Raw genomic sequence first — 20982 nt, forward strand, 5'->3', positions numbered from 1 at the left:
CTCACGGCGCGAGGCCCTCGGCGCGCAGGTCCGTCCAGAGCTCCTCGGGGATCCGCATCGTCATGTGCGCGATGTTCTCGCGCACCGCGGCGGCGCGTGAGGTGCCGACGATCACCCGCTCGACCGCCGGATGGCGCAGCGGGTACTGCATCGCCGCGGCAGGCAGCGGGACGCCATGGCGATCGCACACGGCGCGCAGGCGCTCGGTGCGCGCGACGAGCTCCGCGGGGACGTCACCGTAGTCGTAGTGCGATCGCGCCGGATCGGACGCGGCCAGCAGCCCGGAGTTGAACACCGCGACGGCGTGCACGCGCACCCCGCGCTCGAGGCACAGAGGCAGGAGATCGTCGAGCGCGGGCTGCTCGAGCAGTGTGTAGCGACCCGCGATCATCACGACGTCGAGGTCGCCCTCCCGCACGGCGCGGGCCGCGGCTTCCACGCTGTTGACGCCGACGCCGATCTCCTCGACGAGCCCGCGAGATCGCAGGTCGGCGAGGGCGGGCAGTCCCCGGGCCAGGCCGTCGTCGAGGTCGTAGGCGTCGGGGTCGTGCAGGAACAGCGTGTCGACGCGGTCGAGGCCCAAGCGCTCGAGTGAGCCGGCGAGCGAGCGCTCGACGCCGGCGAGGCTCGGATCCCAGCGCCGCACGTGATCGTTCGGCACGGCGAACCCGTCGGCCTCGTCGGTGCCGCCGTCGAAGCGAGGGTTCGGCTCGAGGAGGCGGCCGACCTTCGTCGAGAGGCGGAACTCGTCGCGCGGCTGATCGCGGAGGAACTCTCCGAGGCGTCGTTCGCTGAGACCCAGGCCGTAGTGGGGCGCCGTGTCGAAGGTGCGGATCCCGCCCTCCCACGCCGCCTCGAGTGCGCCCCGGGCGGCTTCGTCGGAGATCTCGCGATAGAGGTTGCCGATCGACGCCGCGCCGAACCCGAGGCGCTCGATCACGCGACGGTCTCCGCGGCGTGCCAGAGGTGGGCGGTGCGGGATTCCGCGAGCATCTCGGTGCCCGCGCCCGGCGCCTCGGGGGCGAGATAGCGGCCGCCCTCGACGCGCGTGGGGGTGACGAAGTGCTCGTGCAGGTGGTCGACGTACTCGATCATGCGCCCCTCGAGCGATCCGGACACCGCGACGAAGTCGAACATGGACAGGTGCTGCACAGCTTCGCACAGCCCGACGCCGCCCGCGTGCGGGCAGACGCGCACGCCGAACTTCGCGGCCAGGAGGAGATGTGCGACGTTCTCGTTGACGCCGCCGACGCGCGCCGCGTCGATCTGCATGATCTGCATCCCGTCGGCCTGCAGCAGCTGCTTGAACATGACGCGGTTGTGGACGTGCTCGCCGGTCGCGACGGGCACCGGCGCGATGCCCCGCGCGATCGCGGCGTGCCCCAGGATGTCGTCGGGGCTGGTCGGCTCCTCGACCCAAGCGAGGTCGAAGCGCGAGAGCTCCCGGATCCAGTCGATCGCGTCGCCGACATCCCAGCGCTGGTTGGCGTCGACGGCGAGGGGGAAGCCGTCGCCGACGGCGCGACGCGCGATCCCGAGACGTCGGACATCGTCCGCGAGAGAGGCGCCCACTTTGAGCTTGATCTGCCCGAACCCGTCGGCGACGGCCTCGCGGCACAGCCGTGCGAGCTTGTCGTCGGAGTAGCCGAGCCACCCCGGCGTCGTCGTGTAGGCGGGATATCCGTCGGCGATCAGAGCCCGCTCGCGGTCTCTGCGCCCCGGCTCGGCGGCGCGCAGGATCGCGATGGCCTCGTCCCGCGTGAGCGCGTCGGACAGGTAGCGATAGTCGACGAGGTCCGCGATCTCCTCGGGCGACATGCGCGCGAGCAGGCGCCAGAGGGGCAGGCCCGCGCGCTTCGCCTTGAGATCCCACAGGGCGTTCAGGGCGGCGCCGATCGCCATGTGCATGACGCCCTTCTCGGGGCCGAGCCAGCGCAGCTGCGAGTCGTGTGCAAGGAGCCGCCAGGCGGAGCCCATGTCCGCGAGCAGCGGCTCGACCTCGCGCCCCACGAGGTGGTCGCGCAGGAGGTCGATCGCCGCCACCTGGACGTCGTTGCCGCGCCCGATCGTGAAGGCGAACGCGTGGCCTTCGAGGCCGTCGGCGGAGTCGGTGCGGATCACCACGTATGCCGCGGAGTAGTCGGGGTCGGGGTTCATGGCGTCCGACCCGTCGAGCTGTGCGGACGTGGGGAAGCGGATGTCCGCCGTCTCCACGGAACTGATGATCGTCATTGGTCCTCCTCCGAGAACCATAAACATCCGATCTCTGTGGCGTCAACTGCTAGGCTCCCCGTGCGCTCCGTCTGCAGGAGTGCGCAGAGCTCGGATGTTCAAAGGAGAATCATGCACCTCGCACGCATCGGCGAGCCGGGAGCGGAGCGCCCCGTCGTCGTCGGATCCGACCACTATCTCGACCTCTCGGGCCTCACGGACGACATCGACGGATCCTTCCTCGAGAACGGACTGGCGGCCGCGCGCGCGGCGTCGGAGGCGGGCGAGCTTCCGCGCCTCGAGCGCGGCGACGCGCGCATCGGGGCGCCGATCGCGCGCCCGTCGTCGATCATCTGCATCGGCATGAACTACGCCGCCCACGCGGCGGAGTCGGGATCCGCACCGCCCGACGACCTCGTCGTGTTCCTCAAGACGGCGAACACCCTGGCCGGCCCGTACGACGCGACGCCGCTGCCGCCGGGGAGCACGAAGACCGACTGGGAAGTCGAGCTCGGCGTCGTCATCGGCCGCCGCGCCAGCTACCTCGCCTCGCCCGACGAGGCTCGCGCGCACGTGGCGGGCTACGTCGTCGTCAACGACCTCTCGGAGCGCGAGTGGCAGCTCGAGCGCTCGGGTGGGCAGTGGAGCAAGGGCAAGTCGTTCCCGGGGTTCTCGCCCGTCGGGCCGCATCTCGTGACGGCCGACGAGGTGGATCCGGGGGCGCTCGGGATCCGCAGCCGCGTCAACGGCGAGACGCGACAGGAGTCGTCGACCGCGGATCTCATCTTCGGCGTCGACGAGATCGTCTACCGCCTCAGCCAGTTCCTCGTGCTGGAGCCGGGAGATCTCGTGCTGACCGGCACGCCGGAGGGCGTCGCCCTCTCGGGCCGCTTCCCCTATCTCGCAGTCGGCGACGTCGTCGAGGTCGAGATCGACGGCCTCGGCACGCAGCGGCAGGAGATCGTATGAGTGCGTTCGACGGGCTCGTCGCGATCGTGACGGGCGGCGCATCGGGCATCGGCGCCGCCGTGGCCGCGCGTCTGCGCGAGGACGGTGCGACGGTCGTCTGCTTCGACGTCACGTCATCCGACGACGCCGGGGACATCCGGGTGGACGTCGCGGACGACGCCGCCGTGCGGAGTGCCGTGGCCGAGGTGGCGGAGCGGTGCGGCCGCATCGACATCGTCGTGAACAACGCCGGCATCGGCGCCCAGGGCACGGTCGAGGCGAACAGCGACGACGAGTGGCATCGCGTGCTCGACGTCAACGTCGTCGGGCCCGTCCGCGTGTCGCGGGCCGCTCTCCCGTGGCTGCGGGAGTCACCGCACGCCGCGATCGTGAACGTGTGCTCGATCGCCGCCGGCGCGGGCCTTCCGCAGCGCGCGCTCTACGGCGCGAGCAAGGGCGCGCTGGCGGCGCTCACCCTGCAGATGGCGGCGGATCACGTCCGCGAGGGGATCCGCGTGAACGGCGTGAGCCCGGGAACCGCCGAGACCCCGTGGGTCACTCGCCTCCTCGACGCGGCGGGCGACCCCGTCGCCGAGCGGGAGGCGCTCGCGGAGCGGCAGCCGCACGGCCGCCTCGTGCAGCCGCAGGAGGTCGCCGGCGCCGTGGCGTATCTCGCCGACCCCCGCTCCGCGTCGACGGTGGGCACGATCCTCGAGGTCGACGGCGGGGTGTCGGGGCTGCGTCTGCGGCCGGCCTCCTGATCGGATATCTCTCCGGAGCCGTTGCCTTCGGCGTCGGCGGCCGGTGATCCACACCAGAGAAAGGACCCTCGCATGGCGATGTTCAGCGACGAGCCGACCAGGCCCGACGCCTATACCGGCTTCGCGCATGACACCCCGGAGTGGTTCCGGGACGCGAAGCTCGGCATCTTCGTGCACTGGGGACCGTACGCCGTGCCCGCGTGGGCCGAGCCGATCGGTGCGCTCGGCACGATCGAGCCCGCCACCTGGATGGCGCACAATCCCTACGCCGAGTGGTACTTCAACACGATCCGCATCGACGGCAGCCCGGCCCAGAAGCACCACGACGAGGTCTACGGCGGCGCCGACTACGACGACTTCCTCGACGCCTGGCGAGCCGAGTCCTTCGATGCCGACGAGCTGATGGCGCTCGTGAAGGCCGCGGGCGCCCGATACTTCATCCCCACGACGAAGCATCATGACGGCGTCACGCTGTGGGACGCTCCCGGCACCGGCGACCGCAACACCGTCCGGCGCGGTCCGCGGCGGGACATCGTCGGCGAGCTGCGGGAGGCCGCCGAGCGCGCGGGCGTGCGCTTCGGCGTCTACTACTCCGGCGGTCTCGACTGGCATTTCGGAGGCCAGCCGCCGATCACGAGCGAGATCACCGACGAGCTCCGTCCGCGTGACAGGGCCTATGCGGACTATGCCTTCGATCACGTCGCCGACCTCATCGAGCGGTACCGTCCCGAGATCCTCTGGGGCGACATCGAATGGCCCGACGCGGGAAAGCCCGAGGGCGGGAAGAGCATGGCGGAGCTGTTCCGGCGCTTCTACGCCGCGCGCCCCGAGGGCGTCTCGAACGATCGCTGGGGGGAGACGCACTGGGACTTCCGCACGAGCGAGTACGAGCAGGGTCGTGCGCAGGAGACGGGGATGTGGGAGAACTGCCGCGGCGTCGGCTTCTCATTCGGCCACAATCAGCGCGAGGACGAGTCGAACTCGCTCGACGCAGTCGGGGCGATCACCCACTTCCTCGACGTCGTCGCTCGCGGCGGCAACCTGCTGCTCAACATCGGCCCGACGGCCGCCGGCGAGGTCACGGCCGTCCAGCGGCGGACGCTCGAGGGGCTCGGGGCGTTCAACGCCGCGCACGAGTCGGCGATCTTCGGGTCCCGCGTGCTCGATCCCGCGATCGCGCGCCCGTCTGACGACCCGTGGGTGCGCTGGACGCGCACGGGCGATACGGCGCACGCGTTCATCCTGGCGGAGGAGGGCACGACGACCGTCCTCGATGTCGAGCCCGGCGCCCTGCGTGCGGACCGAGCGGTGGCGAGCGACGGATCCGCGGTGTCGGCAGACGGCGATCGCATCAGGGTGACGGTGGGATCGCGGGCGGTGGCCGGTCCCGTCCGCGTGGACCTGCCGATCGCCGGCTGACCCGCTGACGTGGCGAGCCGTGCGGGAGCCGGCCGTCAGGCCGGCGTCAGGAGCGCGTTGACGGCGTCCGAGGAGTACTCCTCGTCGACGGCGAGGAGCGAGAGGCCGATGAGGGCGGCGTCGGGGCCGAGCTGCGACGGCACGATCTGGAGGTTGCGCGTCGCGCGCGGAAGCGATCGCGGGTAGAGCGCCTCGCGCACGCCGGCGATCATCGGGGCGACTGCGAGCGTGCCGCCGAGGACCAGCTGCGTCGGATTCAGCACGGACACGACCGTTGCGAGCACTTCGCCGATCACGCGTCCGGCATCCTGCGTCAGCCGGGCGGCGTCCGGATCGCCGGCGTTCAGTGCACGGCGCACGTCCGTCGCCGAGTCGGCGGTCTTCCCGATCTCCGTGAGCTGCCGGGCGAGGGCGCGTCCGGACGCGATGGACGCGAGGCAGCCGGTCGCACCGCACAGGCACATCTCGCCGCCGTGTCCGGCCAGCTTGATGTGCCCGATGTCGCCGGATCCGCCGTCGGTGCCTCGGTAGATGCCGCCGCCCAGGACGATGCCCGATCCGATGCCCGTGTCGATCTTCACGAAGCACAGCGACCGCGACGGCGGGTACACGCGCCGCTGTTCGCCCAGGGCCGCGGCGTCAGCGTCGTTCGACACGTGGATCGCGACGCCGAGGCGGTCCTGCAGCCGTTCGGCGATCGGGAATCCGTCCCAGCCCGGCATGATCGGCGGCTCGTTCGGGCGCCGTGTATCCGGGTCGATCGGGCCCGGCACGCTGACGCCGCAGGCCGACACGTCTGCGCGCGACGCGCCAGAGCGCTCGACCAGCCGCGTCGCCGTCTGCGCGATCGCGTCGAGCGTCGCCTCGGGCCCGTCGGAGACGGCGGGAGCGATGCGCTCCTCGACGAGGATGCGACCCGCGAGGTCGGTCACGCCGACCGTGGTGTGGGTCGTGTCGACGGAGGCGACGAGGATCCGCGCGTGGTCGGTGTGGAAGTGCAGCCGGCGCGACGGCCGCCCGGCGCTGTTCCGATGCGCATCGCCTTCGACCAGCAGGCCGCTGTCGAGAAGTGCGTCGATGCGCGTCGACACCGTCATCCGCGACAGGCCGGTCAGCTCCCTCACCTCACCGCGCGTGAGCGAGCCGTGTGCGCGCACGAGCGCCAGCACGTCCCCTGGTCCCGGCATGGGCACCTCCTTGTGCATCCACCCTAATGATTGACAGCTAGACATATTATGCCTAACGTTTAGACATTAATGATTCGCGGCCATCCGCGGACCTCTCAGCAGTGCAGGATCAGCGCAAGGAGGCGCACGGTGAAGAACCGAAAGATGATGGCAGTCGCCGCAGCGGGTGCGGCCGTGTTGGCCGTCTCCGGATGCAGCGGGAGCACGGGCGGTGACGAGGGCGGTGACGGCGCCCTCACCTTCTGGATTCAGGAGGACCTGCCGGATCGCGTCGCGGCGACGCAGGAGATCGTCGACGCCTTCACGGAGGAGAGCGGCATCGAGGTCGAGCTCGTTCCCGTGGCGGAAGACCAGTTCAGCCAGCTCATCACCTCCGCCGCGGCGGCGTCAGATCTTCCCGACGTCATCGGCGGGCTCTCCCTGCCGCAGGTGCGCACGCTGTCGTCCAACGACCTCATCGACACGGACGCGGTCGGATCCGTTCTGGACAGCCTCGACCGGTCGACGTTCTCCGAGAACGCACTGGAGCTGACGTCCGATGGCGAGACGTCACTCGCCGTGCCCAGCGAGTCGTGGACCCAGATGCTCTACTACCGCACCGACCTCTTCGAGGCGGCGGGGCTGGATGCACCCGACAGCTACGAGAAGATCATGGAGGCGGCCGAGACGCTCGACGACGGCGACATCGCCGGGTTCGTCGGCGCGACGGCCCCGGGAGATGCCTTCACGGAGCAGACGTTCGAGCACATCGCGCTCGGCAACGGGTGCGAGCTCGTCGACAGCGCGGGCGAGATCCAGCTGGACTCGGATGCGTGCGTCAGCGCCTTCGAGTTCTACGGCGATCTCATCACGGAGTCGTCGGTTCCGGGCGCACAGGACGTCGACACCACGCGCGCGAGCTACTTCGCGGGCGATGCGGCGATGTTCGTCTGGTCGAGCTTCGTCCTCGACGAGATGGCGGGGCTCCGCGACGACGCCAAGCCGTCCTGCGCCGAATGCCAGGAGAACGGCGCATTCCTCGCCGAGAACACCGGGGTCGTCACCTCGATCGCCGGGCCCGATGGCGCGGAGCCGGCCCAGTTCGGCGAGATCACGTCGTGGACCGCGACCGCGACGGCCGACACCGAGAGCGCGACGGCGCTCATCGAGTACATGATGTCCGACGGCTACGAGCCGTGGATCGCGATCGCGCCCGAGGGCAAGGTTCCGGTCCGAACCGGGACGCCGGAGGAGCCGACGCTGTTCGCGGACGCCTGGGGGACGCTTCCCGCGGGCGTCGACACGAAGGCGCCCCTCTCCGACTTCTACAGCGACGAGGTGCTCTCCGCGGTCGCCGCCGGCCCCGAGAACCTCGCCCGCTGGGGTCTCACGCAGGGGCAGGGCGACCTGCTCGGCGCCCTCCAGGGTGAGCAGCCCATCGCGGCGGGCGTCAGCGAGGTCACGCAGGGTGCAGATGCCGAGGCGGTCGTCGAGCAGACGACCGAGGTGGTGCGCTCCATCGCGGAGTCCGTTCAGTGACGCAGGTGACGGCGGGGCCGCGTCCGTCCGCGGCTCCGCCCCGCCGAACCGGAGCGTCGCGCAAGCGGCGTGAGGAGAACCGATCGGGGCTCCTCCTCATCTCGCCGACGCTCATCATCGTGCTGGTCGCGGTCGTGCTGCCCATCCTGTGGGCCGTGGCCCTCGCGTTCCAGGACGTGCGGCTGATCAACATCGGGACGGCGGGCTTCTTCGGCGAGTACACGCTCGACAACTTCATCGGGGTCATCACCTCGACGGGCTTCCTGTCCTCGCTGTGGACGACGCTGCTCTATTCGGTTCTCGGAACCGGGCTCGCGATCGGCGTCGGGCTGATCGCGGCTCTCGCGCTGCGGAAGCCGTTCCGCGGACGCGGGGCGATCCGCGCCGCGCTCCTCCTGCCGTACGTCGCGCCCGTCGTCGCCGCGACCTTCGTCTGGTCGACGATGCTCAACCCCCAGTACGGGATCGTCAACTGGGTCGGGGTGAACGTCTTCGGCTGGGAGGATCCCGTGGCGTTCCTCTCGGCCCGGTGGCTTCCGGTCGAGGTGTTCGGGCTGGAGATCCAGCTCCCGATCGCGCTCATGACGGTCATCGTCTTCGAGGGGTGGCGGTCGTTCCCGTTCGCCTTCCTCTTCCTCACCGCTCGACTGCAGGCCGTCCCCGACACGCTCGATGAGGCGGCGCGCGTCGACGGCGCGACGCCCACGCAGCGGTTCTTCCACATCCTGCTGCCGCAGCTCGTGCCGACGATCGCCGTGCTGTGCGTGCTCCGGTTCATCTGGACGTTCAACAACTTCGACGACATCTATCTGCTCACCGGCGGCGGCGCGGGGACCGAGGTCGTGTCCGTCCGCGTCTTCAACTACCTCACGGCGCGCGGAGACATCGGCGCGGCGGCGGCTCAGGCCCTGATCCTCGCCGCGATCCTCGCGATCCTCGTGTGGGCGTACCTCAAGCTCTTCGGACGAGAGGAGGAGCAGGCATGACCCTCGACAGCTCCGTTGAGCGACCGCAGACACGGCCGCGACCCACGGGAATGCTCCGCGACCGAGCGGAGAACGCGATTCTGCGCGTGCTGCGGCCGATCGTGATCGTCGCGCTGCTGCTCGCCGCGATCGTGCCGTTCTACTACATGCTCCTGCTGAGCTTCCGCTCGCTCGACTCCCTGATCCAGAATCCGGGCGCGCTGTGGATCTCGATCGAGGAGCTCGACCTCACGACGTACCTCGACGTGCTGGCGCCCACCTCGGAGGGCGGTCAGGGCTTCACGGGCTTCATGTGGAACTCGCTCCTCGTGGCGCTCGCGACGGTCGTCGTGACGCTGATCGTGTCGATTCCCGGCGCGTACGCCGTCAGCCGGCTCCGGTTCTTCGGTCGCCGCCATGTGTCCGCGCTCTTCCTCGCCGTGTACTTCTTCCCGGTGATCCTGCTCGCCATCCCGCTGTTCGTGTTCTTCACGCGCGTCGGGCTGCGCGGATCGCTGGTCGGGCTGCTGATCGTCTACGTGTCGCAGGTCGTGGCCGTCTCGATCTACACGCTGCGCAACTACTTCGCCACGATCCCCGTCTCCCTCGAGGAGGCCGCGGCGATCGACGGGTGCACGCGCGTGCAGACCATGTGGCGGATCAGCCTGCCGCTCGCGATGCCGTCGATCATCTCGAACGGGCTGTTCGTCTTCATGATCGCGTGGAACGAGTTCCTCTTCGCGCTGCTGTTCCTCATCGAGAAGCGCGAGAACTGGACCGTCTCGCTGGGTCTGTCGCAGCTCTCCGGGAGCATCGAGGTGCCCACCACGATCCTCATGGCGGGATCCGTGATCCTCACGCTGCCCATCATCATCCTGTTCTTCGCGTCCGAGAAGCTTCTCGTCGGCGGGCTCACCGCCGGCGCCGAGAAGGGCTGACGCCCGTCTCGGCTCATCCGCTTCACCCGTATCGAAAGGAGGGCGCGAGGTCGTGCCCCAAATCGTCCAGTTCACTTCCCCCCACCACGTCGAGCTCGTCGAGACCGCGTCGGCGCCCCTGACGCCCGGCTCCGTTCGCGTCGAGACGTGGTACTCCGGAATCTCCGCGGGCACCGAGCTCACCGCGTATCGCGGCACGAATCCCTACCTCACGTCCGCCTGGGATGCCGAGAACCGGCTCTTCGTCCCCGGGGAGCCGAGCTTCGGCTATCCGGTGCAGGGCTGGGGATACTCGGAGGTCGGGCAGATCGTCGAGATCGCCGACGACGTCGAGGGACTGGCGGTCGGCGACGTCGTGCACGGCATCTGGGGGCATCGCAGCGATGCGGTGCTTCCGGCCGCCGCGCTGCAGGGCCGGGTCATGCCGAACGATGCGGATCCGATCCTCGGCACGTTCGCGCGCGTGGGTGCGATCGCCCTCAACGGCGTGCTCGCCGCCGACGTCCGACTCGGCGAGCAGGTCGCCGTCTTCGGCCAGGGCGTCATCGGCCTCCTCGCGACCAAGTTCGCGACGCTGTCCGGCGGCCGCGTGCTCGCGGTCGATGCGATGGGGAAGCGCCTCGAGCGGGCGGCGCGCTTCGGCGCGAGCGAGGTCGTCCCCGTCGGCGTCGACGGCGGTGCCGGCCGGCGGATCCGCGAGCTCACGGGCGGCGGCGCCGACAGCGCGATCGAGCTCTCGGGCAGCGACCGCGCGCTGCACGAGGCGGTGCGATCGGTCACCGTCGAGGGTCTGGTCGCCGCGTCCGGCTTCTACCAGGGCGGCGCGAGCGGTCTGAACCTCGGCGAGGAGTTCCACCACAACCGCGTGCGGATCGTCGCGAGCCAGATCTCGGGCGTCCCGGTCGGCCTGGGTGGCCGGTGGGATCAGCCTCGCCTCGTCCGCACCGTGATGGGGCTGTTCCTCTCCGGAGCGGTCGATGCCGCGGACCTCGTCACCGACGTCGTCGATGCGACCGACGTCGCGGGCATCTTCGAGCGCCTCGACTCGGGCGACGCCGACGTGCTCCAGGCGACGCTGCGCTTCGACGCGGCGCCGGAGCGCACTCGATGACCGTCGCTCCCGACTACCGTCCCGCGTTCCCGGAGCGCCGCCTGAACGTCGGCCTCGTCGGCGCGGGCGCCATCGCCCGAACGGCGCATCTGCCGGCCTACGCGGCCTGGGATGTGCCGGTCGTGGCCGTCGCCTCGCGCTCGGTCGAGAGCGCTCGCGCGATCGCGAACGACTTCGGGATCGAGACCGTGCACGCGTCCGTCGACGACCTGCTCGCGGATCCGCGCGTCGACATCGTCGACATCGCGACCGGCCCGGACGAGCGCGTGGAGCTGATCGCCGCGGCCGTCCGCGCGGGCAAGCACGTGCTCGCCCAGAAGCCGCTCCTCGTCGACGAGGCGGAGATCCCGCAGATGCGCGAGGTGCTGGCCGACGCCGAGGCCCGCGGCGTGCGCGTGGCCGTGAACCAGAATGCGCGCTGGGCCCCAGCTTGGCGTCTCAGCAGCCTGCTGGTGCGCCGCGGCGACATCGGCGACGTGGTCGGCGTCACGCATCTTCACGACAAGCCGCTCCCGCCCCTCGTCGGCACGCCGTTCGACGACATCGCGCACATGCTGCTGTCGGACTACCTCGTCCACTGGATCGACATCACGCGCTGCTGGCTCGACGGATCGCGGGTGTCGACGGTCGCCGCCCAGGACGGCCGGGTTCCCGGTCAGCCGGACGCCGCGCGGAATCCATGGCAGGCCGGCCTGCAGCTCACGACCGACACGGGAGCGACCGCCGCCATCCGCATCGTGGGCAACGCCCGCAGCGCGGAGGCCGGCTGCCCTTTCTGGATCCACGGGACCGAGGGCACCATCCGCGGCAGCATCCTGCGCGACACCGACGCCGTGGAGCTCGACCGCGACGGCGAGCGCACCTCGTTCCCGCTGGAGGGCGCCTGGTTCGTCGACGGATTCGCCGGCGCCATGGGGGAGCTCATGTCCGCCGTCGTCGAGGGGCGCGCGCCCGAGAACTCGGCGGCGCACGTTCTGGGAAGCGTGCGCGTCGGCCTCGCGGCCGTGCGGTCCGCGGAGGCGTGCGGAGTGCCGGTGCACCCCGTCGACCTGCGCCTCGATCCTGCTGACGCACGTGAAGGAGACGCGGAATGATCACCGTCCACGAGATGTCGATCACGCCCGAGGCGCGGATCTACGCGGAGGGCTGGCAGAGCTGGAGCCCGACGACCTGGTTCGGCCCCGTCGATCCCGCCCATCGGCCCGCCGAGGAGTGGCAGCGACTGATGCGGTTCCGACCCGACTCGCCCCTTCCCGACGAGGGGTACCAGGCCGAGGGACTGCTGGTCGTCGACGCCGGAGACGGATCCGCGCCGCTCGTCTGCGGCTCTCTCGACGCCTCCCGCGACGTGCCGTCCATCCGCGCGACCCCGCAGGGCGATCGTCTGCGGATCGACGCGAGCGCGCCGGTCGAGATCTGGCAGCTGGACGAGTTCGCATCCGCTCCTGATCCGCGGCGACGCGCTCTCGAGTGGTTCGGCGAGCGGTTCGGACGGGAGAACGGCGCGCGTGCCTCGGCGCCCGATCCTCGCGTGTGGTGCACGTGGTACCAGTACTTCGAGGAGGTCACGGCGGCCGACGTGCGTGAGAACCTCGCGGAGATCGAGCGCCTCGGACTGGACGTCGACGTCGTGCAGATCGACGACGGCTGGAGCCTCGGCACCGGCGAGTGGATGCGCCCGAATCCGCGGTTCGGCTCCCTGCCCGACGCCGTGTCCGCGATCCGCGACTCGGGACGACGAGCCGGCATCTGGGCGGCGCCGTTCGCGGTCGGCTCGCAGTCGGACATCGCCCGCACCCATCCCGAGTGGCTGACGGGACCCGCTGGCTACAATTGGGGAGACCACCTCGTCGGACTGGACCTCACCCACCCCGGCGTCCAGGGCTACCTGACGGACACGTTCTCCGAGCTGCGCGATCTCGGCATCGACTACGTGAAGCTCGACTTCCTCTATGCCGGCGCCGTCGCCGCGACGCGGTACGACGCCGACGCGACGCCGGTCTCCGCGTATCGCACCGGTCTCCAGCTCATCCGCGATGTGTTCGGCGACGACGGATTCCTCCTCGCCTGCGGGGCGCCGATCCTCCCGAGCGTCGGCATCGTCGACGCCATGCGGGTCTCGCCCGACACGTTCCACGAAGGCGGGGAGGACGGATCGCAGGGGCTGCGCGGCCGCATGTCGATGCAGGCGCGCCGGTGGCAGCACGGGCGGCTGTGGACGAACGACCCCGACTGCCTCGTCGCACGGCCCGAGTTCGTGCTGCGCGACGAGTGGGCAGACGTCGTGCTGTCCGAGCCGGGGATCCGCGGATCCTCGGACCGGCTCTCGGCGCTCGACGAGCACGGCCGACAGCTCGTGCGCCAGCTGCTGGGCGGTGCGCGATGAACGCCGATCGCTCTCGCGCGCTGCGCGATCGACTCGAGACGCTCCTGGCTCCGCTCTACGGTGACGACGGGCCCGAGGTGCGGGACCAGCTCGTCGCCCTGGCGGAGCGGTGGGAACCCCAGCTGCCCCCGGAGGGCTCGTCGCCCCTCAGCCACGAGACCGCGTACCTCATCGCATACGGCGACTCGTTCACGCGCGACGGCGAGGTGCCGCTGCACACGCTCGCGGGGGTGCTCCGCGAGCACATCGGCGACATCCTCACCGACGTGCACCTGCTGCCGATCTACCCGTGGACGTCCGACGACGGCTTCGCGGTCGTCGACCATCGCGAGGTGGATCCGGCGCTCGGCACGTGGGCCGACGTCGAGGAGACGGAGTCGGCCGGATACCAGGTGGCCCTCGACTTCGTCGCGAACCACGTGTCGGCGTCGAACCCGTGGTTCCGCGGGTGGCTGGCCGGCGATGAGCGGTACGACGGGTACTTCCTCGAGCCGTCTCCGGACTTCGACACGGCGCAGGTCGTCCGCCCGAGGGCGACGCCGCTCCTGCATCCGTTCGAGCGCGCCGACGGCACGACCGCGAACGTCTGGACGACGTTCGGGCCCGACCAGATCGACGTCGATCCGCGCACCCCGAGCGTCCTGCTCGAGCTGACGGACGTCCTCCTGGGCTACATCGCGCGCGGTGCGCGAACGATCCGCCTCGATGCGATCGGATTCCTCTGGAAGGAATCGGGCACGAGCTCGATCCACCTGCCGCAGACGCACGCCGTGGTGAAGGTGTGGCGTGCGCTGATCGACGCCGTCGCCCCGGGTGCGCTGCTGCTCACCGAGACCAACGTCCCGCACGTCGACAACATCTCGTACTTCGGAGACGGCGACGACGAGGCGAACATGGTCTACCAGTTCGCCCTGCCGCCGCTGGTCCTCCATGCCTTCATCACGGGGCGCGCGACGGCCCTCGCCGACTGGGCCTCCGGGATCCGGCCGGTGAGCCACACCGCCACGTGGTTCAACTTCCTGAGCAGCCACGACGGCATCGGCCTCCGTCCGACGACCGGACTGCTGACCGACGACGATCGCCGGCTGATGGTCGAGCGCACGCTCGCGCGCGGCGGCCGGATCTCGATGGCGACCCAGCCCGACGGATCCGAGACGGTGTACGAGCTCAACACCAACTACCTCGACGCGCTCGTGGAGGCCGACCACCCGGATCCCACGGCGGCGGTCGTCCAGCGCGGACTCGCGGCTCACGCGATCCTCCTGTCGGTCGTCGGCGTGCCCGCGATCTACTACCACTCGCTGCTCGGCTCCGCGCAGGACATCGACGGCGTGGAGGAGTCGGGGATCGCGCGCCGGATCAACCGCGCGCGCCTCGACGCCGACGTGCTGGCTGAGGAGCTGGCGACCTCGCCGCGGCGCAGGGGCATCTTCGAGGGGCTGCGGAGGCTCTTCGAGACGCGTCGCGTCCTGCCGGGCTTCTCGCCGTTCGCGGACCAGGAGATCGAGCGCCACGACGAGCGCCTCGTCGTCATCCGGCGAGCCGGTGGCACGCCCGACGAGATCGTCGCCGTCATCAACGTCAGCGGCGACCGCGTGGAGGCGCCGCGCCTGTCGGGCGTCGACGTGCTCACGGGGCGACGGCACGACGCCCTGGCGCTGGAGCCGTACGAGTACGTGTGGCTGCGCCGACCCGCCTCCTGACGCGCTGAGCCTGCGCGGATCCGCTGACGACACCGGCGGATCCGCGCAGCTGGCGATGAGCCGTCATCGGGGCGGATCGGCACCCCGCCCGGCCCGCGCACATGTGCCCCTGCTAGGTTGAGGGAGTCGGCATCGCGCCGACGATCAGAGAAGACTTCTTGTCTGCCGATCCGCCTCCGGGCTCTCCGTGATCCGTCGCCTCCTCTGTGTGACCGCGAGGAGTTCGATGCACGCTCATCTGCCGACCCAGTCCACCGCCATCGTCTACTGCGAGGGCCAGTTCGGCGCGCAGGACGGCAAGACCGCCAACGGCCTCGTCCGGCACTCCGAGAAGTACGAGATCCTCAGCGTCATCGACAGCACCCACGCGGGCGTCGACGCCGGCGAGTTCCTCGACGGCGTGCGCAACGGGATCCCCGTGCTCGCGGCTCTCCCCGATGCGATCGCGCACGCTGGACGGGTCCCCGACTACCTCATCTGCGGCGTCGCGCCCGCCGACGGGCTGCTGTCGACGGCGCAGCGCGTCGTGCTGCTCGACGGCATCGCCCGCGGCATGCACATCATCAACGGCCTGCACGAGTTCCTCGCCGATGACGTCGAGTTCGCCGCCGCGAGCCTCCTCGCCGGCGTCACCATCACCGACATTCGGCGTCCGCGCGAGAAGAAGGATCTGCACCTCTTCTCGGGCCGGATCGAGGGTGTCACCTGCCCGCGCATCGCGGTGCTCGGCACCGACGGCGCGATCGGCAAGCGCACCACCGCGACGCTCGTCGTGCAGGCGCTCGTCGACCGCGGGATCCGCGCTGTCATGGTCGGCACCGGGCAGACGACGATCATCCAGGGAGGCCGCTACGGCGTCGCTCTCGACGCGCTCGTGCCGCAGTTCTGCTCCGGCGAGGTGGAGAACCAGATCGTCGCCGCCTTCGAGGGCGAGGATCCCGACATCATCATCGTGGAAGGGCAGGGCGCGCTGAGTCATCCCGCCTACCTGACCTCGGCGCACATCCTGCGCGGCAGTCGGCCCGCCGGCGTGATCGTCCAGCACGCCCCGCGCCGGCGTGTGCTCGGCGACTTCCCCATGGTCCCCATGCCCACGCTCGAGAGCGAGATCGCACTCATCGAGGCGTTCGCCGCGACGCGGGTGATCGGCGTCACGGTCAACCACGAGGGCATGACGGACGTCGAGATCGACGACGCGATCGACGACATCGAGCTCGCGCACGGCGTGCCGGCGACGGATCCGCTGACGCGTCCGCTCGACCGACTCGTCGACATGGTGCTGCAGTCGTTCCCCGCTCTCGCGGACCGCGCGACACCTCGCCCCGCCGTCGTCGCGTAGACCGACCGGGCGGCGGGCTCCGCCGCCGCCGGATCATGTGGAACCAGCACGGGCGAGACAGGCGACGCGTCGTGGCGGTACCGTCGACGCATGTCGGACGATGCCGCTTCGGCGCAGCACCCCCGCCGGCGAGAGACGCCGGATGAGCGCGCCGACCGCAACTGGCTCGAGGTGCTCCAGGAGCTGCGCGTGCTGCAGACCGGCACGCAGATCCTCACCGGGTTCCTGCTCGCCCTCGCCTTCCAGCCCGCCTTCGCCGACCTCGACCCGGGTCAGAAGGCGCTGTACCTGGTGCTTATCGCGCTGAGCGCGCTGAGCGCCGTGATCGCCCTCGCCCCCGTCGCCGCACACCGGGTGCTCTTCCGCACGGGGGCGAAGGCGTCGATCGTGACCGCGGGGCACGTGTGCCTGTCCGCGGCGCTCGCGATCGTCTCGCTCCTCCTGGCGGGCGTCGTGGGGTTCGTGTTCGACGTCGTCATCGGGTCGCCGGCAGGGTGGATCGCCGGCGGTTCGCTCGCGGCCGTCGCCGTCGCCGGCTGGGTGGTCGCACCGCTCACGTTCCGCGCTCGGCGGCGGTGAAGAACCGGCGTCGCAGCAGGTACGATTCACAGGTCATACCCGACCGATACGTGCACAAGGACGTCACATGTCTCAGCTCCGCTCCCGTTTCCTCGCTGCCGTCGGCATCGGCGCCGCCGCGCTGCTCGCCGTCACCGGCTGCTCACCCGCCGACGAGGGAGGCTCTGGCGACGACGCCGGCGGCCAGGCCTCGATCGGGGTGCTCCAGTTCGTGCAGCATCCCGCGCTCGACGCGGCCACCGAGGGATTCAAGGAGGCCCTCGCCGATGCGGGCGTCGAGGCGGAGTACGACGACCAGAACGCGCAGGGCGAGGTGCCCAACACCAACACGATCGCCACGACGTTCGCGGGTGCCGGCCACGACCTCGTCTTCACGGTTGCGACGCCTGCCGCGCAGGCCGCCGCCCAGGCGATCGTCGACACCCCCGTGCTGTTCACGGCCGTCACCGACGCCGAGGCCGCCGGGCTGGTCGACTCGAACGAGGCGCCCGGCGCCAACGTCACCGGCACGAGCGATCTCAACCCCGTCGCCGACCAGCTGGCGCTGCTCGCCGAGATCGCGCCCGACGCCGAGAGCGTCGGCGTCGTCTACAGCTCGGGCGAGGTCAACTCCGAGGTGCAGGTCGATCTCGCGAAGGAGGCCGCGGACGAACTCGGCCTCACGATCGAGGAGGCCACGGTTTCGAACTCGGCCGAGGTGCAGCAGGCGACCCAGTCGCTCGGCGACGTCGACGCCATCTACGTGCCGACCGACAACACCGTGGTCTCGGGCATCGCCGCGCTGATCCAGGTCGCGGAGCAGAAGGGGATCCCCGTCGTCAGCGGCGACGCCGGACCCGTCGAGAGCGGCGCGATCGCCACGATCGGCATCGACTACGGCAAGCTCGGCTACCAGACGGGCGAGATGGCGGCCGCGATCCTGCAGGACGACGCGGATCCCGCGGAGATGGCCGTCGAGACGTCGAACGACGTCGAACTGATCATCAACCCGGCTGCGGCCGAGCGCATGGGCGTGGAGATTCCCGCGTCTGTGACCGACCGCGCCGACCGCGTCATCGAGTAGCGCCGCGTGATCGGAGCTGTCGAGCTCGGCCTCATCTATGGAGTGATGGCGCTGGGCGTGTACTTGACGTTCCGTGTGCTGAAGTTCCCCGACCTCACGGTCGACGGGAGCTTCACGACGGGCGCAGCGGTGGCCGCCGCGATGATCACGGCGGGCCAGAACCCGGTGCTGGCGACCCTTGCGGGCGGCGGCGTGGGACTGATCGCGGGCCTCGTCACGGGCCTGCTGCACACGAAGGGGAAGATCGACGGGCTGCTCGCGGGCATCCTGACGATGATCGCCCTCTGGTCCGTCAACCTGCGGATCATGGGCGGCGCGAACGTCCCCCTGCTGCGCGAGGAGACGGTGATGACGCCGCTGCGCGACGCGCAGCTGCTCGGGCGCACGTGGATCGGCGTGCTCGTGTTCCTCGCGGTGGTGATGCTGCTCAAGCTCATCGTCGACTGGTTCCTCACGACCGATCTCGGTCTCGCGATCCAGGCCACGGGCAACAACAAGCAGATGATCGGCAGCCTCGGCGCCGACACGGATCGCACGACGATCCTCACCCTCGCCCTGTCGAACGGTCTCGTCGGCCTGTGCGGCGCGCTCGTCGCTCAGTACCAGGGCTTCGCCGACATCAGCATGGGCATCGGCCTGATCCTCGTCGGCCTCGCGTCGGTCATCCTCGGTCAGGCGGTGCTCGGGCAGCGCTTCATGTTCCTGGCCAGCCTCGCCGTCGTGGTCGGCGCGGTCATCTACCGCGTGATCATCTACGCGGCGCTGCAGGTGGGGCTGAACCCGAACGACATGAAGGCGATCACGGCGGCGCTCGTCGTCGTCGCCCTCCTGCTGCCGCGCTGGGGACTGCTGAAGCGGATCCCGTCCTGGCGCGACCTGCGGGGCGGGCGGGCGCCCGCGCCCGCCGAGGCCGAGACGAAGGGAGTCTGACGATGCTCACGATCGACAGCGTCAGCAAGACGTTCTTCCCCGGATCCGTGAACGAGCGACGCGCGCTCGCCGGTGTGGACCTGCAGCTCGAGCAGGGCGACTTCGTGACCGTGATCGGATCGAACGGCGCGGGGAAATCCACGCTGCTCAACGCGGTCGCGGGCCGGATCCCCGTCGACACCGGACGCGTCGTCATCGACGACACGACGGTCAACAAGCTCAAGGAGCACCGCCGGGCGCAGTACGTGGGGCGCGTGTTCCAGGATCCGATGGCCGGGACGGCGCCCGACCTCACGATCGAGCAGAACCTGTCGCTCGCGCTGCTGCGCGGGAAGCCGCGCGGTCTGCGCCGCGGCGTGACGAAGGCCCGCCGCGAGCGATTCGTCGAGGAGCTCGGGTCGCTCGAGCTCGGGCTCGAAGACCGGCTGAAGGCCAAGGTCGGGCTGCTGTCGGGCGGTCAGCGCCAGGCGCTGTCGCTGCTGATGGCCGGGTTCACGCGTCCGCGGATCCTGCTCCTCGACGAGCACACGGCGGCGCTGGATCCGCAGCGCGCGGCGCTCGTGACCGACCTCACGGGCCGGATCGTCGAGCAGGGCGGTCTGACGACGCTCATGGTCACGCACAACATGGAGCAGGCCCTCACCCTCGGCAACCGACTCATCATGATGCACGAGGGACGGATCGTGTTCGAGGCCGACGCCGCGACGAAGCAGAAGCTCTCCGTCGAGGCGCTCATGGCCGAGTTCGGGAAGATCAAGGGCGCGAGCTTCGACGACCGCGCCATGCTCGGCTGACGCGCGTCCGAATGCCGCAGATCGCTCCACCGCGGTGTGGATCGAGCGATCTGCGGCATTCGACGGCGGGTCAGGCGGGGGCTGCGGTGGACTCCCGGACGACGAGCTCGGTGACGAGCGGATCCGTCGCCTCCGGGTCGCGCGACTCCAGCGTCGACACGAGCTCGCGGACGGCGGCGGCGCCCGCACGGTCGAGCGGACTGCGCACGGTCGTGACCGAGGGCGTCGTGAGATCGGCGCCGAAGATGTCGTCGAAGCCGACGACGCTGAGCTGCCGCGGCACGTCGACCCCCTCCCGGCGGCACGCACGCAGCAGGCCGATCGCCATGAGGTCGTTGTAGGCGAGGACCGCGGTCGCCCCCGATGCGCGCACGCGGCGCAGCGCCGCCTCGCCGCCCTCGAGGCTCGGCTGATTCGGCCCGATCTCGGCGAACGTCATGTCGTGGGCGACAGCGGCATCGAACAGGCGTTCGCCGCGCTCGCGCGACATCCACGACGTGGTCGGGCCGGCGACGTACGCGAGAGAGCGGTGCCCGAGCTCGGCGAGGTGGCCGATCGCCTCGGCGACGCCCGTGTCGATGTCGGGCACCACGGCGGCCAGATCGCCGACGCGGCGGTTGATGAGCACGACGTCCTTGGTCTCGGCGATCGACGCGATCTGCTCGTCGTCGAGACGCGCTGCGGCGAGCACGACGCCGTCGACCGCGGGCAGCAGTCGATCGAGTGTGCCCGACTCGATCTCACCCGACTCCTGCGACTCGGCGAACACCAGTGTGTATCCGAGCTCGCTGCACACCTGCTCGGCACCGCGCACGAGGCGGAAGAACACGGGGTTCGTCACGTCGGAGACGACCAGGCCGATCATGCGCGTGCGCCCCGTCGGCAGGGCGCGCGCCATCGGATTGCTGCGGTAGCCGAGCTCGGCGGCCGTCTCGCGGATCCGCTTCTCGGTCTTCGCGCTGATGCGCCCGGGCTTGTTGAGGGCGCGGGAGACAGTGGACGGGCTGAGGCCGAGTTCGCGGGCGATGTCGTAGATCGTCGCCGACGGCCTTCGATTGCCCCCCGCGCCGTGCACTGCGTGACGCTCGACCATCCTGCTCCTTCGTCCGCCGCGGGTCGCTTCGACCATC

19 protein-coding genes are annotated in these 20982 nt (G+C 70.6%); 15 read left to right on the forward strand and 4 right to left on the reverse strand.

Annotation, left to right across the window (positions count from 1 at the left end):
* Position 1: 1 nt before the first annotated feature.
* Positions 2 to 940 carry an aldo/keto reductase gene (locus tag KOL93_RS06810; RefSeq protein ID WP_308291568.1) on the reverse strand — a complete coding sequence of 313 codons (939 nt, stop codon included), beginning with the start codon at positions 938 to 940 and terminating at the stop codon, positions 2 to 4.
* Entirely contained in the window at positions 937 to 2232 is a 1296-nt protein-coding gene (locus tag KOL93_RS06815) for an enolase C-terminal domain-like protein (RefSeq protein ID WP_221584599.1), read from the reverse strand. Before KOL93_RS06815 ends, KOL93_RS06810 begins: the two co-directional genes overlap by 4 nt.
* Positions 2233 to 2343: 111 nt before the next feature.
* Here KOL93_RS06815 and KOL93_RS06820 point away from each other — a divergent pair, with 111 nt between their 5' ends.
* The 3 genes from KOL93_RS06820 to KOL93_RS06830 all read left to right on the forward strand — a co-directional run bounded on the left by KOL93_RS06820 (position 2344) and on the right by KOL93_RS06830 (position 5339).
* On the forward strand, positions 2344 to 3180 hold the full coding sequence (locus KOL93_RS06820; protein ID WP_221584600.1) for a fumarylacetoacetate hydrolase family protein: 837 nt from the start codon (positions 2344 to 2346) through the stop codon (positions 3178 to 3180).
* On the forward strand, positions 3177 to 3920 hold the full coding sequence (locus KOL93_RS06825; protein WP_221584601.1) for an SDR family NAD(P)-dependent oxidoreductase: 744 nt from the start codon (positions 3177 to 3179) through the stop codon (positions 3918 to 3920). Before KOL93_RS06820 ends, KOL93_RS06825 begins: the two co-directional genes overlap by 4 nt.
* A gap of 72 nt (positions 3921 to 3992) precedes the next feature.
* The gene (locus tag KOL93_RS06830) at positions 3993 to 5339 is read left to right on the forward strand and encodes an alpha-L-fucosidase (RefSeq protein WP_221584602.1); all 1347 of its coding nucleotides are present in this window, start codon (positions 3993 to 3995) and stop codon (positions 5337 to 5339) included.
* 35 nt (positions 5340 to 5374) lie between these two features.
* On the opposite strand, the gene KOL93_RS06835 is transcribed toward KOL93_RS06830, so the two are convergent.
* Positions 5375 to 6526 (reverse strand): ROK family transcriptional regulator, encoded by a 1152-nt coding sequence (locus tag KOL93_RS06835; protein WP_221584603.1) that lies wholly within the window; start codon positions 6524 to 6526, stop codon positions 5375 to 5377.
* Positions 6527 to 6655: 129 nt separating this feature from the next.
* On the opposite strand from KOL93_RS06835, the gene KOL93_RS06840 reads away from it, so the two are divergent.
* From KOL93_RS06840 to KOL93_RS06895, 12 genes are all read left to right on the forward strand, one after another.
* Complete coding sequence (locus KOL93_RS06840) at positions 6656 to 8044, forward strand: ABC transporter substrate-binding protein (RefSeq protein WP_308291569.1); 1389 nt, start codon at positions 6656 to 6658, stop codon at positions 8042 to 8044.
* Positions 8041 to 9030 (forward strand): carbohydrate ABC transporter permease, encoded by a 990-nt coding sequence (locus KOL93_RS16340; RefSeq protein ID WP_308291570.1) that lies wholly within the window; start codon positions 8041 to 8043, stop codon positions 9028 to 9030. Before KOL93_RS06840 ends, KOL93_RS16340 begins: the two co-directional genes overlap by 4 nt.
* On the forward strand, positions 9027 to 9947 hold the full coding sequence (locus tag KOL93_RS06850) for a carbohydrate ABC transporter permease (RefSeq protein ID WP_221584604.1): 921 nt from the start codon (positions 9027 to 9029) through the stop codon (positions 9945 to 9947). The genes KOL93_RS16340 and KOL93_RS06850 overlap by 4 nt, the downstream gene beginning before the upstream one ends.
* Before the next feature lie 52 nt (positions 9948 to 9999).
* The gene (locus KOL93_RS06855) at positions 10000 to 11058 is read left to right on the forward strand and encodes a zinc-dependent alcohol dehydrogenase (protein WP_221584605.1); all 1059 of its coding nucleotides are present in this window, start codon (positions 10000 to 10002) and stop codon (positions 11056 to 11058) included.
* Complete coding sequence (locus KOL93_RS06860) at positions 11055 to 12152, forward strand: Gfo/Idh/MocA family protein (protein ID WP_221584606.1); 1098 nt, start codon at positions 11055 to 11057, stop codon at positions 12150 to 12152. The genes KOL93_RS06855 and KOL93_RS06860 overlap by 4 nt, the downstream gene beginning before the upstream one ends.
* The gene (locus tag KOL93_RS06865; RefSeq protein ID WP_221584607.1) at positions 12149 to 13444 is read left to right on the forward strand and encodes a glycoside hydrolase family 36 protein; all 1296 of its coding nucleotides are present in this window, start codon (positions 12149 to 12151) and stop codon (positions 13442 to 13444) included. The genes KOL93_RS06860 and KOL93_RS06865 overlap by 4 nt, the downstream gene beginning before the upstream one ends.
* Complete coding sequence (locus KOL93_RS06870; protein ID WP_221584608.1) at positions 13441 to 15147, forward strand: sugar phosphorylase; 1707 nt, start codon at positions 13441 to 13443, stop codon at positions 15145 to 15147. Before KOL93_RS06865 ends, KOL93_RS06870 begins: the two co-directional genes overlap by 4 nt.
* Positions 15148 to 15373: 226 nt before the next feature.
* Positions 15374 to 16486, forward strand: a complete 1113-nt coding sequence (locus KOL93_RS06875) for a DUF1611 domain-containing protein (RefSeq protein WP_221584609.1) — start codon at positions 15374 to 15376, stop codon at positions 16484 to 16486.
* Between the two features lie 90 nt (positions 16487 to 16576).
* The gene (locus KOL93_RS06880) at positions 16577 to 17065 is read left to right on the forward strand and encodes a DUF6328 family protein (protein WP_221584610.1); all 489 of its coding nucleotides are present in this window, start codon (positions 16577 to 16579) and stop codon (positions 17063 to 17065) included.
* Between the two features lie 67 nt (positions 17066 to 17132).
* The gene (locus KOL93_RS06885) at positions 17133 to 18128 is read left to right on the forward strand and encodes an ABC transporter substrate-binding protein (protein ID WP_221584611.1); all 996 of its coding nucleotides are present in this window, start codon (positions 17133 to 17135) and stop codon (positions 18126 to 18128) included.
* 6 nt (positions 18129 to 18134) lie between these two features.
* Complete coding sequence (locus KOL93_RS06890; RefSeq protein WP_221584612.1) at positions 18135 to 19058, forward strand: ABC transporter permease; 924 nt, start codon at positions 18135 to 18137, stop codon at positions 19056 to 19058.
* A gap of 2 nt (positions 19059 to 19060) precedes the next feature.
* Positions 19061 to 19852, forward strand: coding sequence for an ABC transporter ATP-binding protein (locus KOL93_RS06895; RefSeq protein ID WP_221584613.1), 792 nt, complete (start codon positions 19061 to 19063; stop codon positions 19850 to 19852).
* A gap of 70 nt (positions 19853 to 19922) precedes the next feature.
* Here the strand turns inward: KOL93_RS06895 and KOL93_RS06900 are convergent, their stop codons facing one another.
* Entirely contained in the window at positions 19923 to 20945 is a 1023-nt protein-coding gene (locus KOL93_RS06900) for a LacI family DNA-binding transcriptional regulator (RefSeq protein ID WP_221584614.1), read from the reverse strand.
* Positions 20946 to 20982: the final 37 nt, after the last annotated feature.

Source organism: Microbacterium salitolerans, from assembly GCF_019720895.1.
Classification (GTDB): Bacteria; Actinomycetota; Actinomycetes; order Actinomycetales; family Microbacteriaceae; genus Microbacterium.